Below are 16,798 nucleotides of genomic sequence, written 5' to 3'. Positions count from 1 at the left end.
CCTCGGCCGATCGGCCGGCCTGCACGACCTCCGCTGCTTCGTTCGCGAGGGCGATCGGCTGTCCGCCGTGGCTGTATGGTCGCGGCACAGCACGACCTGCGCGATTCACAACGGATCAGTCGGACATCGGCACCGGCGGCGAGGGTTTCGCATGGAGAATGCAGACGCGGACGAGCCGAGACGGCCCATCGCGGCCAGAATCGCCGCCCGCGGTCGACGTGCCTGGAGGCTCCCCCAGCGACTGCTCGCGGAGGCCGGGGTCGGGCTCCTGGCGGGGATCGCCGTGTACGCCGGGATCCTCGCCAACCTGCAGGACGGGCTGCGCGGCGCACAGCTCGGGCAGGCACTCGTCGCCTCCACGTTGTCCGGCCTGCTGGCGCTGTTGACGGCCCGGGCCGGCGGCTTCGCCGTACGCCGCGGTCGCCACGCGCCGCCCGCCGGGCCGACGGAGGACACCGCGCCCACACCGGCTCGGCCTCTCGCGATGTCGAACCTCCATCCCCGCAACCAGAACTTCACCGGCCGGGAGGCGATCCTCGCTGACCTTGCGACGCGGTTCGGGGATCCGGCGGCCGCGTCCGGGCCGGTCGGGCAAGTGCTGTACGGGCTCGGCGGAGTCGGCAAGACCCAGCTCGCGCTGGAGTACGCCCACCGTCGCCGCGCCGACTACGACGTGGTGTGGTGGATCGCGGCCGAGGAGGGCACGACGGTGGCCGCCGAACTGGCCGCGTTGGCTCGCCGGCTGGGCGTGGCCGAGGTCGCCGACCAGGCGGACATGACCGACGCACTGTGGAACGTGCTGCGCGACGGCATCCGTTGGCTCCTGATCTTCGACAACGCAGAGAACGGCGGTGACCTCGAGCCCTACTGGCCGGCCATCGGCGGCCATGTGCTGGTGACGTCCCGCAACCCGCACTGGGCCGGGCTGGCCGGGACGGTCGAAGTGGACGTGCTGGACCGGGCCGAGTCGGTCGCGTTTCTCCGGTCCCGGGTCGCCACGGACGTCGAGGCGACCCGGGATCTCGCCGACGCGCTCGGCGATCTGCCACTCGCGCTGGAGCAGGCCGCGGCTTACGTCAGCCAGACGAAGATCACCGTGTCCGCGTACGTCGAGCTGGTCCGGGACCGGCTTCCGGACGTGCTGCACCGCGGCGAGCCGTTCGCGCACAAGGAGCCGGTCGCGACCACGTGGTCGATCGCGCTGGACCAGCTCAACCTTCGGGCCCCCGCCGCCGCCGAGCTGCTCACGTTATGCGCGATGCTGGCACCGGACGACATCCCGCGCGGCCTGCCGGTCCAGGGCGCGGCGAGGCTGCCGGACCGGCTGCGCGAGGCGGTGGCGGACCCGTTGACCTATGCCGACGCGGTCGGCGCCCTGGTCCGCTTCTCGCTGGTCAGTGCCCACGACGACTCGTTGAGCGTGCATCGGCTGGTGCAGGCGGTCGTGCGCACGCGGGCGGGCCCGGCCGATGAGCCGTTCTGGGCGACACGTGCCCTGCACTTGATCGCCGACGCGTTCCCCTTCGCCACCGACGAACCGGCGAGCTGGCCGGGATGTGAGCGGATGCTGCCGCACGCGCTGACGGTCGTGGCGCGCACGGAGCGGCTCGGCGTCGAGCCCGATCGCACTGCGGAACTGCTCACCTCGGCGGGCAGTTACCTGGCCGAGCGGTTCCGGCTGAAGGACGCGGCCAGCGCCTTCCAGCGCGCGCTGGCCATCGACGAGTCCGCACACGGCCCACAGCATCCGCTGGTCGCCGTCGACCTCGGCTACCTGGCCGCGGTGGCGCAGTCCGGGGGCGAACTCCACGAGGCCCGGCAGTACATGGAGCGGGCGGTCGCGATCACCTCGGCGGCCTACGGTCCGGACCACGAAGCCGTGGCCGAGGCACGCAACAGCCTCGGGCGGACCCTGCAGAACCTCGGCGAGTGGCCGGCGGCTCGGACCGAGCTGGAGGAGGCGCTGGAGATCCTGATGCAGGTCTTCTCACCGGACCACCCGCGCATCGCGGCGGTCCGCAACACACTCGGTGGTGTGCTCCAGGACCTCGACGACCTCGCCGGCGCACGGGACCAGCTCGAGCAGGCGCTCGCCGTCGACGAGGCGGCGTTCGGTCCGGACGATCCGGCGGTCGCGTCGATCTGCGGCAACCTCGGCCGCGTCCTGCAGCAGATGGGCGAGACCGACGCGGCCCGCGCCCAGCTCGAGCGCGCGCTGGAGATCGACGAACGCAGGTACGGCTCGAGCCATCCCCGGTTCGCCGTCGACTTGAACAACCTGGGTCGTCTGCTGCACGACCTCGGCGACCTGACCGGGGCACGCCGTCTGCTCGAACGTGCGCTGGAGATCGACGAGGAGACGCTCGGCTCCGGCCGGTACCAGGTCGCCATGCGGGCGAACAACCTGGGCGGTGTGCTGCAGGACCTCGGAGACGTGCAGGGCGCGCGGGCGCACTACGAGCGGGCACTCACGATCATCGAGCGGTCGTTCGGGCCGCAGCACCGCTCACTCGCGGTGGTCCGGAGCAACCTGGGAACGCTACTGCGGCAAGCGGGCGACGAGTCCGGTGCCCGCGAGCAGTTCGCGCTCGCCGTCGACATCACCACCGCCACCTTCGGCCCGGACAACCCGGAGACCCAGCGGGCCCGTTCGCTCCTGGAACGCTCGGCACCGGTCGCCGGGCCGCCGACGGCCACCTACCCGGTCCCACCGGTCGGTCCCACCGAGTGATGGCGGCGCCCTAGACGAGGTCGACGTGCTCGGTCGAGGACGGGCGCAGCAGCCGGCGCGCAGTATCCAGACCCCACTCGTCGAGCTGCCAGACCGGATCGCTGAACCCGGCGACGCCCCCGGAGGAGCTGACGTACCCGGCCCATTCCTCCCGGTCGGGCACCTCCGGGCGCAGAAGGAGGCAATCGGGGTCGTTGACCCACCACCGGGCGTGCTGGAAGGAGCGAGCGCTGCCGGTCCGGATCGCGGCCGGCCGGCGCTCCGGAGTCTCCCGCGCCCCCTCCCCGGCGACGTCCGGACCGACCCGCATGGCGTCGACCAGCCCGATGCTCGGCAGGAGGGGCGCGCCGCAACCGACAAGCGTGGTTCCCTCCGGCAGCGCGGCTCGGATCAGCTCCAGCCCTTCCCGGTAAGCCGCCTCCGGGCTGCAGTCGGCGTACCGGCGCCCCGCCAGCGCGCCGGCGTAGAGGAAGTCCAGTTTGAAGTAGTCGAACCCGGCGTCGGCGAGCGCGCGCAGCATCCCGGTCAGATGCTCGGCCGCCGCCGGACGGGTGATGTCGAGCACCGCGAGGTCCTGACCCCAGTTATGACCGGCGTCGGCCCCGCCGACCAGCCAGTCCGGGTGATCGGCGGCCAGCGTGCAGCGGGCGCCGACGAGGAACGGCGCCAGCCACAGGCCCGGGCGAAGCCCGGCGTCGCGCACGCGCGCGGCCACCCCGGTGAGCGAGCCGGCCCAGTCGCCGCCGGCTCTCCATTCGCCGATGCCGGCCTCCCACCCGTCGTCGACCTGGATGACCTCGACCGGAAGGCGCGCGTCCACGATGGCGTCGAGGTTGGCCAGCACCGCCTCGGCGGTGACCGCCTCCCAGTAGCAGTACCAGGAGCACCAGACCGGCGGCGTGGGTCGTACCGGCCCGACACCCAAGCGGACCGCGAGCGACTCCGCCCACCGCGCCAGCGCGGTTCCCAAGCCGGTGTCGTGGACCGACACGGTGACCTCCGAATCGGCCGAGACGACCAGGCGGTCGCGCTCGGCCCGGACCCGGATCGACGGCACCGTACGCTCGGGAGCGGACGACGACCAGATGTGCACCGGGGCGTGCGGGGCCGGCTGGACGGCGATCAGTCCCTCGCCTTGGAACCCGCGGGCCGGGGCCGGGCGGCCCGGCCGGTACACCATCGTCTGCGCCGTGGCGTCCGCCGGCCGCTGCGAGGTCCCGGTGGCCGGATAGATGCCGGTCGGGCTCCACGACTGCCAGCCGTGCTCGTACACCCGCGCGCGGGACGGGTCACCGACAAGCTCTGCCACGTCGACGAAGGGGCGGTCACGGTCTGGTCGCACGGCTCATCCCTCCCCGGTCGACGCTGGGCCGGATCAGACCGTCACGATACTTGGCGACCGCAGGTAGGGCAGCTTCTCCACCGACTTCAGGCGCAGTCCCAACGACTCCAGAACGGCGATGGTCTCGCCCGGGAAGTTTCGGTGCACGAGCTGATCGAACGCCAAGACGCTTCCCGGAACGAGCCGGGGGCGAAGAGCCTCCAAGCAGGCAATGGTGGGCTCATAAAGGTCGAGATCAAAATAGGCCAGGCTCACTATCGTCTCGGGATTCGACGTCAGATACTCCGGCAGCGTCCGGCGGACGTCCCCTTGTCTCACCTCGAAGCGCTGGATATGCGCATGGCAACTCTCCATCTCGTGAACGTGCAGCACCTGTTCGAGATGGCGGGCGTAGTCCGGCGGCACCGACATCGATCCGGGCCGCACCTCCACGGAGGACCCGTCGTTCCGATGGAGGTCGGGAAGACCGGTGAACGTATCGAAACCGATGATCCGCCGGGTGTAGTCGTACGGCTCGTAGATCTCGCGGAGCGCGATGAGAAGGGCCAACCGGCGGCCCCAGAGCGAGCCGAACTCCATGATGACGCCCGGGATCGATCGAATACGCCGGTAGACGTCGTTCATGGCCAGAATGGTTGCGACGCTCTCCTTGGATTGATAGAGCCCGAGATTCTTCGTCAAGTCTTCCGGCGGAATCGGCGTTTCCGTCAACAGCCGGGAGATCTCCGTCCGTGCCCGGACTTCCGGGAGACTCGCGGTGGGATGACTGGGCCGATTGAGAGCGTCGCCCGGCTGGTGACCGTCCATGAGTGCCTCACCCCCCGGCGGTCCACCGGCTCGATGCCGCGCCGCCTCATCTAGGCAGTTTTCATCGCGTCGTCCAATGTGGCAAGGCGAGGGTCGACGATCCGGTCGGCCACGCCCGCAGTGTCGAACCGGTGAGTCGAAGGCTCAGCCCACGGCGTGCCCGGCTTCGTGGGCCCAGATCGCAACCGCGTCGAGCTCGCGGGCGGTGAGCGCGGCGCCGCCCCGACCCATAAGTGGAAGAGAACTTCAACTTGGAATTTCTCTTCCACTTGGCTAGCGTCAGGGGCGTGTCCGATCCGAAACCGCCGCTGCGACGCGACGCCGAGCGCAATCGTCAGCTGCTCCTGCGCGCCGCGTACGAGCTGATGGCCACCGAGGGCGTCGGCGTCCCGTACGAGGACATCGCCCGCGCCGCCGGTACCGGGATGGGCACGATGTACCGGCGTTTCCCGCAGCGGCAGGATCTGCTCGACGCCCTGTTCAGCGACCACATCGACACGGTGACCGACCTCGCCGAGCAGGCCGCGCGCTCCGACGACGCCTGGGCCGGGCTCACCTGGTTCCTCGAGCGGCAACTCGAACTGGAGGCGCAGAGCCGCGGGCTGGGAGAACTTCTCCGGAGCCGGAATCAGGCCACCGAGTCGGTACGTCGCGCCCACGATCGCATGACCCCGCTCGTGGCCGGCCTCATCGACCGCGCCGTACGCGCCGGGCAGCTCCCCGCCGGGGCCACCCCGGCCGACTTCGCCGCGGCGCACGTGATGGTGGGCAGCGTGCTGGACGCGTCCCGCGCCTCCGCTCCGGAACTCTGGCGGCGCGCGCTCGTCGTCGTCCTGGCCGGCCTGCGCCACGCCGATCTCTCCGGCGACCCGCCGGACGAGACGGTCATCGATCTCCTGTACCACGACAAGCAGAAATAAAGGTGCGACCGACATGCCACTTCCCGACGATCTGCTCGAGGTTCTCCGCGGGAAGGCGATCTGCTTCGTCACCACGCTGATGCCCGACGGCTCGCCCCAGATCTCGCAGACCTGGGCCGACACGGACGGCAAGCACGTCCTCATCAACACGGTCGACACCCACCAGAAGGCCCGCAACATCGGCCGCGACCCGCGCGTCGCGATCGGGATCGCCGACCCGGCCGCACCCCTGCGGTCCTGGGCGCTGCGCGGCACCGTCGTCGCCGCCGAGACCAGCGGCGCCCGGCAGAACCTGGAAGAGCTGTCCCAGAAGTACATCGGCCGCCCGTACCCCAACTACGGCGGCGGCGAGCAGCAGCGTGTCCTCCTCACGATCGAGGTGGACAGGGTCCACACCCCCTGAGCGGGCATCAGCCCTCCAGGACGGCCGCCAGCTCCCGGCGGGACGTGATCCCGAGCTTGGTGAAGACCTTGCGCAGGTGCCACTCGACCGTGCGCGGGCTCAGGTACATCATCGCGGCGATCTCCGCGTTGGTGCGATGGGCCAGCGCCAGCCGGGCGATCTGCGCCTCCTGCGACGTCAGTTCGTCGCGCGCGTCCGCGGAACGTTTGCGCACGATCTCGCCGGTGGCCGTCAGCTCCCGGGCGGCGCGGTCGGCGAACGCCTCCGCCCCCATCGCCGCGAAGGCCTCGTGGGCGGCACGCAGCGCCGCGCGGGCGTCGACCCGGCGGCCCTCCCGGCGCAGCCACTCGCCGTAGAGCAACCGCGCCCGGGCCTGCGGAAACGCCAGCAGGTCGACGTCGAAGTGCGCGATCGCCGCCCGGAACCACTCCTCCGCTGCCGGCGCCGGGCCGGTCAGCGCTTCCGCCACCGCGTGGGCACCGAGCGCCCACGGCGTCCCGGCGGCGGCCCGTTCGGCGAGCCGGTCGCGGGCCTCGGTCACGGCGGCGGGCACCCCGGCCCGGCTCGCGGCCTCGGCCAGCTCGCTCAACACCCGCGGGTAGAGCGACAGCTCGGGAAACGCCGTGCCGACCCGAGCGGCGGCCAGCGCGGCCGGGAAGTGACCCAGGCCGTTGCGGAGGACCGCCCCGCTCAGCGCCGCGACCCCGATCAGGCGGCCCACCCCGGTCGACGCGGCGGCCCGCTCGGCCGCCGCGATCGCCTCCTCGGCGTCCTTCTCCCGGCCTTGATGGGCGGCGACGAGCGCCTCGGTGCCGAGGTGACTCGGGCGACCGGTGGCCTCGGCGATCGTGCGCGCCTCGTCGAGAAGGCTCCGCGCCTCCACGAGCCGACCGGCGGCCAGCAGCGCCTCGCTCCGGCCGGACAGCGCGCCCGGAAGGCCCGACCGTGCTCCGGTCCGGCGCGCGGAGTCCAGGCCGCGGCGGGTGAGCCGGTCCAGCGCCGCCTGATCCAGGAGGTCCAGCGCCACCGACGCCGACAGCCAGAGCACCTCCGGATCGTCGGCGGCGGTGATCGTCTCCAGCGCCGCGGACAGCCGGGGCGCGGCCGGTCCGGGCCCGTCGAGGCTCCAGGCGACCAGACCGTCCACCAGCCGCCCGGCCGGATCGTCTCCGCGCGGAAGCGTTCCGGCCGCCTCGGCGGTGCGGCGCACCGCGTCCGGATCACCGGAGCGGCCGCCCTGCAGCACGGCGACGAACGCCATCACGGCGGTTTCCCGCGCCGCGGCCTCGTCGAGGGTCGCGAGGCCGGCCGCCGCGTCGAGCAGCGGTGGCCCGGACCGGCCGCTCGGGTCGACCAGGAACGCCGCGGAGGCGCGGAGCCGCCCGGCCTCGGCCCGCTGGCGCGCGTCGAGCGGGCCGAGCTCGGCCGCGGCGAGCAGATCGGCCACCGCCTCGGCGGCCCCGGCACCGAGGTGGGCACGCGCGGCCGCGAGCACCCGGGCGGCCCGCCGCTGCGGATCCGGGGTGAGCACCACCGCGCGTTCGAGGAACGAGGCGGCCGCGGCCCGGCCTCCCCGGGCCAGCGCCCGGTCGGCGGCGGCCACCAGCTCGCCCGCCACCTCCTCGTCCGGCTCGAGCGTCGCGTGGCCGCGGTGCCAGGCCCGGCGATCCGGGTCGTCGGCCGGGTCGGTGGCGTCGGCCAGCGCCGCGTGGACCGCACGCAACAGCGTGGCGTCGGCGGAACGCCAGCTCGCCGACCGGACGAGCGGATGACGGAACCGCACACCCGCCCCCAGCTCGAGCAGGCCCGCGGTGGCCGCCGGTTCGGCCGCGGAGATCTTGACGCCGAGCAGCTGGAGTGCGCGCAGCAGCAGCGGGACGTCGCCGGTCGGTTCGACCGCGGCGGTCAGCAGCAGGACCCGGGTCTCGGCCGGCAGCGCGGCGATCCGCTGCCGGAAGCCCTCGTCGACGCGGCCGGCGATCGGCGTGGGTCGGTGACCGCCGAACCCGAACGCCAACTCCGCCGACGTCGATCCCCGGGGCAGTTCGAGCAGCGCGAGCGGATTCCCCCTGGCCTCGGCGAGGATCCGCTCCCGCACCGCCGCGTCGACCGGTTCGGGCAGCACGGAGTTCAGCAGCGTCCGGGCCGGGCCGTCGGGCAATCCGCCGATCCGGAGCTCGGGCAGCCCGCCGAGCGTCGGCTCGTCGCTCGGTTGCCTGGTCGCGAAGATCAGCGCCACCGCCTCGGCGTCCAGGCGGCGGGCGACGAAGCCGAGGATGAGCCCGGACATCCGGTCCAGCCAGTGCGCGTCGTCGACCACGACGACGACCGGCCGTTCGGACGCGGCCTCGGCGAGCAGGCTCAGCACCGCCAGACCGAGCGGGAGCAGCTCCGGCGCGCTCCCGGCGCTCAGCCCGAGCGCCGTGCTCAGCGCCGCGGCCTGGACGCCGGGCAGCGCGCCGAGGTGCGGCAGCAGCGGGCCGCACAGCTGCTGGAGCCCCGAGTAGGCGATGTCGGACTCGACCTCGACGCCGGCGACGCGGACGACCCGGCCCGCCGCGGCCCGCCCGGCCACGTGGTCCAGGAGGGCGCTCTTCCCGATGCCGGCGTCGCCGCGCAGCACCAGCACCCGGCTCCGCCCCGCCCGGACGTCACGCAGCAGACCGTCCAGGGCCTCGCACTCGCGCCCCCGCCCCAGCAGCACCGCTCTCCTTCGTCCCGGGTACGGACCAGTGTCCACCACGGGTGCGATGGCCCCGTTCCCGGAGCGACGCTCAGCGCATGTCGACGATTCGCATGAGCAAGACCACCACCGCCACACCGGAGCAGCTCGTCGCCGGGATCACCGATTTCGGGCCCGGCCGTTCCACGCTCTTCAGCGCCAGCGCGGACGACCGGCTCCAGGTGCACGACCAGGGCCCCACCCGGGCCGACGTGACCGAAGGGTCCGGCGGCGTCTGGGAGCGGCTCCGGTACGACTGGTCGGATCCGCACCGCATAGTGATGACGACGATCGATTCGAACCTGTGGGGCGGGGCCTCGGGCCACACCTACACGCTCACCCGGCGCGCCGACGGGATGACCGTGCTGGACGCCGTCGTCGTCCGGGAGGGGAAGAACCTGAAGGGAAAAATCGTCGGATTCCTGCTCGGGACGGTCGCGAAGGGCCAGCTCGACAAGGCGCTCGGCAACACCGTCAAGGCCATCGAGGCCCGCTACGCCCCACGGGGGTGAGCGTCACGCGTCGGTCCCGCCCGGCCGGTGGCCGGGCGGGACCGACGCCGTGCTGACGGCTCAGGCGCCGAGCCCGGCCGCCCGGGCCAGGTGGGCGGCGTACCAGGCCGGCCAGTTCTCGTCCGCCCGCCCGATCTCCTTCTCGTACTCGCCGTGCGCGCGGGCGGCGTCGATCAGAGCCTTCTCCACCTCGTCCACCGACCGGTAGACGACGCGGTCGACGCGGCCCGGACGGCGCGTGGTGACCTCCTGCACCACGAACAGGTTCCCGTCCGGGTCGGTGAACGACAGGAAGGACCCGTACGACTGCCGGTCGGGATGCGGGCCGGGGACACGGTCCACCACCCCGGCGTGGTGGAAGACACCGCCCGCGTCGTGGAAGACCGCACTCGGCCGGGCGCCGCGGGCCTCGAGATCGGCCCGGGCGGCCCGGATGTCGTCCACGACGAGGTGCACGGCCTGCGACGACCCCGGCGTCTGCTCGGTGATCCCGCTGCCGATGACGATCGACGCCGCCGAACCCGGCGGAGTGACGTGCACGACCCGGAACCCGTCGGGCCCGCGGTAGTCGACGTCCTCCCGGAAGCCCAGTGCGGTGTAGAAGGCCTTCGCGCGGTCGACGTCGGAAACCGGCAGGACGATCACTTCGATCGCGTACTCCATGGCATCTCCTCAGCTGGTGTTCCCACCACCCTCGGTCGTGCCCACCCCCGTTCGCACCGGTGCCCGGCACGGGTCCGCACCCTGGCCCGTCGACGGGGTGAAGCGCTCGAGCGGGCGGCGACCCGGGGTCGCGCGGGTCAGCCGGGGGTCCCGGCACGCCGCGGGAGTCGGGCGCGGCCCTCGCGCGAGACGCCGACCCGCTGACCGGCGTCCGAGAAGGAGAACTCGGGTGCTCCGTCAGCGCCAACGGCCGCGAGGAACTCGTCGTCGATGGTCACCTGCCAGGTCGCCTCCCGTCCGGCTTCATCGGTCACGGTCACCTGCTTCACCGCGGCCCCGCCACCGGCCGGGAAGACACGCAGCTCCAGCGAGTCGAGCCACTCGTGGTCGGGGCGGTCCACCCGCGTGGTCATCGGAATGACGGCCGGTCCCCGCACCCACAGCGGGATGCGGTCCAGCGGGTACTCGTCGGTGCGCCAGGCCGGGCCGTGCGTGACGTCGCCGGTCCACCAGTCGGTCCATCGGCCCGGCGGGAGGTAGTACTCCACGGCACCGTCCGGATCGAACACCGGGCAGACCAGGAGATCGGCCCCGAGCATGTACTGGCGGTCGCAGTACGCGGCGCCGGGATCGTCCGGGAACTCCAGCGCCATGGGGCGGATGACCGGCAGGCCGCGTTCGGCCGCCTGCCGGCCGGTCGCCCACAGGTAGGGCATCAGCGAGTAGCGCAGGCGCAGGAACTCGCGGGTGATCCGCTCGGCCTCGTCACCGAAGGCGTAGGGCACCCGATACGAACCGCTGCCGTGCAGGCGGCTGTGCGACGACAGCAGGCCGAACTGGACCCACCGGACGAACACGGTGGGATCGGGGGTTCCCTCGAAGCCGCCGATGTCGTGGCTCCAGAACCCGAACCCGCTGAGCGCGAGCGAGAGACCGCCGCGCAAGGTCTCGGCCATCGAGGCGAAGGTCGAGGTGCTGTCCCCGCCCCAGTGCACCGGCAGACGTTGCCCACCGGTCGTGGCGGACCGCGCGAACAGGACGACGTCACCGGCGCCGCGGGCGTCCGACAGCACGTCGGCCACCGCCTCGTTGTACAGCTGCGCGTACCGGTTGTGCATACCGTCCGGGTCCGCTCCGTCGCTCCACCGGACGTCGAGCGGGATGCGCTCGCCGAAGTCGGTCTTGAAACAGTCGACGCCCTGCTCGACCAGCCGGCGCAAGTGACCCTGACGTTTCGATGCGGCTGGCGAAAGGGTTTCGACGTCATCGCGGCCGTCGAGATCTAGGCGACGCGTGCGACACGCTCCGCCGTCACAGCGGCGAGGGAACCGAGCTGGACCGGGCGATGGCACTTCATGTCTTCGCGTTGGTGCGCCTACGCGGGCGGTGACGGCCCGGTCCGCCCCGGCCGGCGAGGCGCCGGAGACCGCCTCGCCGGACCGGACGAACAGCCCAGCCCGAACAGCGCGGTCCACGGGCGGTCGCGCGCAGACCGTGATCCCGGCCCGGCACGAACGCGGGAACCGGGCCGTACCGGTAGGTCCGGCGCTGAACGGGAATCGGCGCCGCCGACGCCGCCGATTCGGACAGGCGAATAGTTTTCGGCCGGGACGGCCGGGCCATCCGGAAAGGCGAGTGCGGTCGTGGTTGACCGGCTGAGAGGGCTCGGCGCAATCCTCGATTGGTAACGCTCACATCGGCCCGACGACTCCGGTGCGAACCGCGGTACGCGCCCGAACCACCTCCGCCGCTCGGCACCACCGTCGATCAGGGCGACGGCGCGGAACCCAGCCGGGTGATCACCACACCGGCGAGGTCCTCGGCCGGGACCAATCCCCACAGTCGCGAGTCCGCACTCGCCGGGTGCGCGCCGAGCAGAACCACCGAACCGGGCGGCACGATCAGCCGGTCACTGCCGACCGCGGCGGCGACGGAGGGCGGCACGGCATCTCCTGGCAGCGCCGCCAACGTCTTGACCAGCCAACTCGTCGCCAGTGATCCGGGTGGCAGCGTTCGCCGGCCACCGACCTGATGATGGGCGATCACCACGTCGCCGACCCGGAACCGACGGGTCCGGCGGACCAGGAGCCGGTCACCGTGGTCGTAGACCGGCGACATGCTGTCGCCGACGACGTCGATCACGAGCAATCGCCGGCGCGCCACCAGAGTGCCTCCGACGAGGACACCCAGCGTCGCCGCCAGGGCCGTCGGCAGCACCGCGCGGACCGCGGACTTCGTCGTCCACAATGGCTCCACCTCCTCGCGCACCGATCGCCGGAGCGCTTCCGCAATTGGTTGACGTTAACGTTAACAACGCGTACGTTTCGAATCTCCGTAGGTTGCCAAAACAGTTCGACTCGCGTTTGTCCGCACCGACTATTGGCCCACGGGGGGCCTCATGCGCGTCGTTGTCGCCACGGTGGCACTAGTGGTCATCGGGGTTCTTTCGGTATCCCTCTTCAGCAAACTCCGCAGCCGTGGCGATTTCCGCGATTTCGTCGGCGGGCTCGGTGCACTCCGGGTCGTTCCCGGCCGCTGGGCGCCTCCACTGGCCGCACTGGCCGTGGTGGCCGAGGCGGCGGTGCTCGGTGCCCTCGTGTGGCCCGGCGGCCTCGTCGCCGGGCTGGCCGGAGCCACCCTTCTCTTCGGCGGCTTCACCGCCGCGCTGTCCGTCGCCGTGGGGCGGCGCGCCACCACCGGCTGCCACTGCTTCGGGGTGTCCAGCACCCCGGTCGCCCGACGTCACGTGGCGCGGAGCGGTGTTCTCGCTGCCGCTTCCCTCGTCGCACTCGGCGGTGCCGTGACCACCTCGACCGAGCGAGTGACCGGCCTGCCGGCGGCTCAGCTGATCGTCGCGTTCGCAGCCGCCGGATTCCTCGTCGCGTCCCTCGTCTGGCTCGACGAGTTGCTCTGGCTCTTCCGCCGCCCGGCCTCGCCTTCCTGACCCGGTCCGGGCGCTGCGGCACGTCTTCGAACGGGGCTCCGCATGGCAATCCTCTCCGTGATCGTGGCCGTCTTGACGGCCCTCGTTCTCGTCGACCTCGTGCTCAGCGCGGCGATCATCCGCCGCCTGCGTGAGACCGAGGCGGCCCTGATCGACCTCCGCACCCCTCCGGACACCGGGTTACCGGTCGGAGCGACCATCCCGGACTTCAGCACCGGCGACGACGGGCTGAGCCGCGACGACCTCGCGGGCGGCCCCGCACTCGTCGCGTTCTTCTCCACCGGCTGTTCGCACTGCCCGGCGCAGGCCGCGCGCCTGGCGTCGCGCGCGGACGAACTCACCGGTGACGGCACCCGGGTGGTCAGTGTGCTGACCGTGTCCGAGGGCCGGGCCGACAACCTCAGCCCCGTGCTCGAGAAGACCGGAACCCTCGTCACCGAGAGCGACCCGGGTTACCTGACGGCGGTCTTCGGCGAGACGGCGACGCCCAGCTTCCTGCTCTTCGACGCGGACGGCCGGCTCACGCGCAGAGGCCACGAACTGAGCGACGTGCTGGGTGACGGATGACCCCCCGGTCGGCGCGAGGGATCCGCCGGGCCGCGACGATCTTCCGGCGCGCGCTGGGGATCTACGTCGGAGCGGCGCCGTGGGCCGCCGCGGTGAGCGTCGGTGTGATGGTGGTTGCCGGCCTGGCACCGGTGGCCGTGGCCTGGTCCACCCGCGCGATCGTCGACGGGCTGTCCGCTCAGGACAGCACCCGGATCTGGGCCGGCGTGCTCGGCTTCGGAGCGCTCGCGGTCGTGACGCCGGTGGTCTCCCATCTCTCCGGATACGTGCGCTCGGAGACCGAACGACGGGTGACGGTACGGACACAGGTCGAGCTGTTCAGCGCCGTGTCGGCGAATCCCGGCCTGACCGAGCTCGAGGACAGCACCTACCACGACCGCCTCCGCCTCGCCCGCGAGGCCAGCCAGTTCGCGCCCGCCCAGCTGAGCATGGTCTTCCTCGGCGTCGGTCAGGACGTGATCACGATCGTGGGGTTCGCGGTTCCGCTGCTGCGCTGGTCCTGGGTGGTCGGTCTGCTCATTCTTCTCGCCACCGTGCCGACGTTCGTCGCCCAGGCCCGGCTGGCCCGGCTCCGCGGCGCCATGATGGAGCGGGTCGCACCGATCTTCCGTCGCCAGGCCTTCTACGCCGCGCTCCTCCTGGACATGCGCGCCGCCAAGGAAATCCGGCTGTTCGGCCTGAGTGGGTTCTTCCGCGGCCGGATGATCCGTGAGCTCCGCTCGGCGCAGCGCCAGGAACGGGAGCAGGACCGGCTCGCGCTGGGCGTCGACAGCGGACTGGCCGCGCTGACCGGGCTGGTGTCGCTGGCCGCGCTCGGAGTGTTCGTCCGGGAGGTCGCCGGCGGACGGGCCACCATCGGCGACCTCGTCGTCGTGATCGCTGCGCTGGGCGCACTCCAGATGTCGGTGTCCAGCCTGGTGCAGCAGATCGCCAACCTCGGAGAGACCCTGATCATGTTCGGGCACTACGTGGACGTCACCGCCGGAGCACGCCGATCCGCGGCCGCCTCCTCCCTCCCGCCCGCTCCCCGGCTGCGCGACGCGCTGGAGTTCGACGACGTCTGGTTCCGGTACGCGGCCGATCACGACTGGGTGCTGCGTGGCCTGACGCTCCGGATCCCGCGCGGCACGTCGCTGGCCCTGGTCGGGAGCAACGGCGCCGGGAAGTCGACGGTGGTGAAACTGCTCTGCGGCTTCTACGGACCGACCCGCGGCGTCGTTCGCTGGGACGGCGTCGACATCAGCACCTACGATCCGGCGTCGGTGCGGGCCCGCATCGGCGCCGCCTTCCAGGACTTCATGACCTACGACCTGTCGGCGCACGAGAACATCGCCCTCGGAGACCTGGACGGGCTCGACGACACCGACCGGGTGCGTGCAGCGGCGGACACCGCCGGTTTGGACGACACGCTCCGGAAGCTCCCCCGGGGCTACGACACCCTGCTGACCCGCGCCTTCTCCGACGACGACGCGGGCTTCCGCAGCACCGGCGTCGTGCTCTCCGGTGGCCAGTGGCAACGGATCGCCCTCGCCCGGGCGGCACTGCGTGTGGAGGCCGACGTCCTGGTCCTCGACGAGCCGTCCGCGGGCCTCGACGTCGAGGCCGAACACGAGGTCCATCGGCGGCTCACCGCGCTCCGGGAGAAGCGGACCAGCCTCCTCATCTCCCACCGCCTGAACACCGTGCGCGACGCTACCGCCATCGCCGTGCTCCAGGAGGGACGGATCACCGAGCTGGGCACCCATCGGGAGCTCATGGCGTGCGGCGGCCACTACGCCGACCTCTTCCGCCTGCAAGCCTCCGGATACGACGACACGCGCGCCGATCGGATCGCGCCGTGAGCACCGCCGGGCTGGTACAGGTGTCGGTGCTCGGCCCGATCGAGGTCACCGTCGCCGGGCAGCCGCTCGCGCTCGGCGGACCCGGCCGCCGTGCCCTGATCGCGACGCTCGCGCTGGACGTCGGCACCGTCGTCGGTGTCCCCCGTCTGCTGGAGGCGATCTGGGGCGACGATCCACCGGCGACGGCGACGACCAAACTGCAGGGGCACGTCTGCGCGCTCCGCCAGGGGCTGGTGCGGCTCGGCGGGCCGAGGGCGGCGCGGGTCGTGCGCACCCGACGCCCCGGCTACGTGCTCTGCGCGCCGGACGCCACCACGGATCTCGACGCCTTCGAGAACCTCGTGCGGCAGGCCAGGAACAGCCCGCTCCCGTCCGGCGCGGCGCGGCGCGCGGCCGCACTGGAGCAGGCTCTGCTGCTCTGGCGCGGGGACGCGTGTACCGACCTCTCCTCCCCCTGGGTGGCCGCGGTCGCCGCGTCGCTGGACGAACGTCGCCGGCGGGCCACCGAGGACCTCGCGGAAGCGCGTCTCGCGCTCGGCGAGCACGATGCCGTCATCGACGCGATGCAGTCCCTGGTGCAGCTGACGCCCTACCGGGAGCGCGCCTGGGAGCACCTGATCAGTGCTCATCTGGAGCGCGGCGACTTCGCGTCCGCGCTCGCGGTGCACGACCAGCTCTGCCGGATCCTCGCCGGAGATCTGGGCACCGCTCCGGGAGTACGCATCAGCCGCCTGATCGGCGCGATCCGCCGCCCCCGGGCCGATAGCACATCGTTAGCGGAACGTTAAAGACACGTGTCAGGGTGCCCCTGCCGACACGGCGTCGGTCTCAGCGGCGGAAGGACCATCATGGCCAGACTTCTCACCAGGATGGGCGACACCATGCTCGCGGCCATGCTGCCCAAGGCACGGGCGTCCGCCTGCGGCATCATGTGCCGGCACGCCTACACCGCCTGCGGCGGCAGTAGCTGTGTCTATTACTGGAACAAGTACGTGTCCGGCGGTCAGTACTGCTTCGCGATGCGGGAGAACTCCTGCTACTCGACGCCGTACAGCACGTCACCAGGGTGCTGCTGAGCGAGCTTCTGAACTGCCTTTCCGGGAAATCGGATCGTCGAACGGAGCAACCCCGTGATCAATACCGTCGTCAAGCTGGCGGACCGCCTCCTTTCCGTCGTCGTCCCACGGACCACCGCGCTGGCCGAGATGGAGTACCGGTGCGTGCACTGCTACGGCTCGTTCTACCGGCAGGACAACCGGTACTGCGCCGGGAGCTGCAGCGAGTGGTACATCGGCAAGTGCCATGACTACTACTGCTGATCCGAGATCCGCCGGCGCCGTCCTTCG

16 protein-coding genes are annotated in these 16,798 nt (G+C 72.1%); 10 read left to right on the top strand and 6 right to left on the bottom strand.

What is annotated here, in order from left to right:
- Positions 1–151: 151 nt before the first annotated feature.
- A complete protein-coding gene (gene fxsT, locus CRYAR_RS18380; RefSeq protein ID WP_157017870.1) occupies positions 152–2,731 on the top strand; it encodes an FxSxx-COOH system tetratricopeptide repeat protein in 2,580 nt (859 codons plus the stop codon).
- Positions 2,732–2,741: 10 nt separating this feature from the next.
- On the opposite strand, the gene CRYAR_RS18375 is transcribed toward fxsT, so the two are convergent.
- Positions 2,742–4,040, bottom strand: a complete 1,299-nt coding sequence (locus tag CRYAR_RS18375; protein WP_157017868.1) for a glycoside hydrolase family 36 protein — start codon at positions 4,038–4,040, stop codon at positions 2,742–2,744.
- Between the two features lie 66 nt (positions 4,041–4,106).
- Positions 4,107–4,880, bottom strand: coding sequence for a class I SAM-dependent methyltransferase (locus CRYAR_RS18370; RefSeq protein WP_035852428.1), 774 nt, complete (start codon positions 4,878–4,880; stop codon positions 4,107–4,109).
- 287 nt (positions 4,881–5,167) lie between these two features.
- Here CRYAR_RS18370 and CRYAR_RS18365 point away from each other — a divergent pair, with 287 nt between their 5' ends.
- Positions 5,168–5,800: a TetR/AcrR family transcriptional regulator gene (locus tag CRYAR_RS18365; RefSeq protein WP_211247525.1), complete on the top strand. Its 633-nt coding sequence runs from the start codon at positions 5,168–5,170 to the stop codon at positions 5,798–5,800.
- A gap of 13 nt (positions 5,801–5,813) precedes the next feature.
- Positions 5,814–6,203: a TIGR03618 family F420-dependent PPOX class oxidoreductase gene (locus CRYAR_RS18360; RefSeq protein ID WP_035852427.1), complete on the top strand. Its 390-nt coding sequence runs from the start codon at positions 5,814–5,816 to the stop codon at positions 6,201–6,203.
- 7 nt (positions 6,204–6,210) lie between these two features.
- On the opposite strand, the gene CRYAR_RS18355 is transcribed toward CRYAR_RS18360, so the two are convergent.
- Complete coding sequence (locus tag CRYAR_RS18355; protein ID WP_035852425.1) at positions 6,211–8,907, bottom strand: helix-turn-helix transcriptional regulator; 2,697 nt, start codon at positions 8,905–8,907, stop codon at positions 6,211–6,213.
- 77 nt (positions 8,908–8,984) lie between these two features.
- Here CRYAR_RS18355 and CRYAR_RS18350 point away from each other — a divergent pair, with 77 nt between their 5' ends.
- On the top strand, positions 8,985–9,437 hold the full coding sequence (locus CRYAR_RS18350) for an SRPBCC family protein (protein ID WP_035852424.1): 453 nt from the start codon (positions 8,985–8,987) through the stop codon (positions 9,435–9,437).
- 60 nt (positions 9,438–9,497) lie between these two features.
- On the opposite strand, the gene CRYAR_RS18345 is transcribed toward CRYAR_RS18350, so the two are convergent.
- The 3 genes from CRYAR_RS18345 to CRYAR_RS18335 all read right to left on the bottom strand — a co-directional run bounded on the left by CRYAR_RS18345 (position 9,498) and on the right by CRYAR_RS18335 (position 12,347).
- Positions 9,498–10,100: a VOC family protein gene (locus CRYAR_RS18345; protein WP_035852423.1), complete on the bottom strand. Its 603-nt coding sequence runs from the start codon at positions 10,098–10,100 to the stop codon at positions 9,498–9,500.
- A gap of 137 nt (positions 10,101–10,237) precedes the next feature.
- On the bottom strand, positions 10,238–11,320 hold the full coding sequence (locus CRYAR_RS18340; protein WP_051570581.1) for a TIM-barrel domain-containing protein: 1,083 nt from the start codon (positions 11,318–11,320) through the stop codon (positions 10,238–10,240).
- A 547-nt stretch (positions 11,321–11,867) separates the two neighbouring features.
- On the bottom strand, positions 11,868–12,347 hold the full coding sequence (locus tag CRYAR_RS18335) for a S26 family signal peptidase (RefSeq protein ID WP_051570579.1): 480 nt from the start codon (positions 12,345–12,347) through the stop codon (positions 11,868–11,870).
- Positions 12,348–12,498: 151 nt separating this feature from the next.
- Between CRYAR_RS18335 and CRYAR_RS18330 the strand changes: the two genes are divergently transcribed.
- The 6 genes from CRYAR_RS18330 to CRYAR_RS18305 are packed head-to-tail and all read left to right on the top strand — an operon-like array spanning position 12,499 to position 16,771.
- Entirely contained in the window at positions 12,499–13,044 is a 546-nt protein-coding gene (locus tag CRYAR_RS18330) for a MauE/DoxX family redox-associated membrane protein (RefSeq protein ID WP_084700670.1), read from the top strand.
- Between the two features lie 42 nt (positions 13,045–13,086).
- Positions 13,087–13,611, top strand: coding sequence for a TlpA family protein disulfide reductase (locus CRYAR_RS18325; protein WP_035852420.1), 525 nt, complete (start codon positions 13,087–13,089; stop codon positions 13,609–13,611).
- The gene (locus CRYAR_RS18320; protein ID WP_035852419.1) at positions 13,608–15,452 is read left to right on the top strand and encodes an ABC transporter ATP-binding protein; all 1,845 of its coding nucleotides are present in this window, start codon (positions 13,608–13,610) and stop codon (positions 15,450–15,452) included. Before CRYAR_RS18325 ends, CRYAR_RS18320 begins: the two co-directional genes overlap by 4 nt.
- Complete coding sequence (locus CRYAR_RS18315) at positions 15,449–16,240, top strand: AfsR/SARP family transcriptional regulator (RefSeq protein WP_035852418.1); 792 nt, start codon at positions 15,449–15,451, stop codon at positions 16,238–16,240. The genes CRYAR_RS18320 and CRYAR_RS18315 overlap by 4 nt, the downstream gene beginning before the upstream one ends.
- Before the next feature lie 60 nt (positions 16,241–16,300).
- The gene (locus CRYAR_RS18310; protein ID WP_035852417.1) at positions 16,301–16,528 is read left to right on the top strand and encodes a hypothetical protein; all 228 of its coding nucleotides are present in this window, start codon (positions 16,301–16,303) and stop codon (positions 16,526–16,528) included.
- Between the two features lie 54 nt (positions 16,529–16,582).
- Positions 16,583–16,771: a hypothetical protein gene (locus CRYAR_RS18305; RefSeq protein WP_035852416.1), complete on the top strand. Its 189-nt coding sequence runs from the start codon at positions 16,583–16,585 to the stop codon at positions 16,769–16,771.
- The last annotated feature ends 27 nt before the right edge of the window (positions 16,772–16,798 follow it).

This window comes from Cryptosporangium arvum DSM 44712, from assembly GCF_000585375.1.
In the GTDB taxonomy this organism is placed as follows: Bacteria; Actinomycetota; Actinomycetes; order Mycobacteriales; family Cryptosporangiaceae; genus Cryptosporangium; species Cryptosporangium arvum.
Note: the sequence above shows the minus strand (reverse complement) of the source record. Positions and strands in the feature narration are given on the sequence as shown.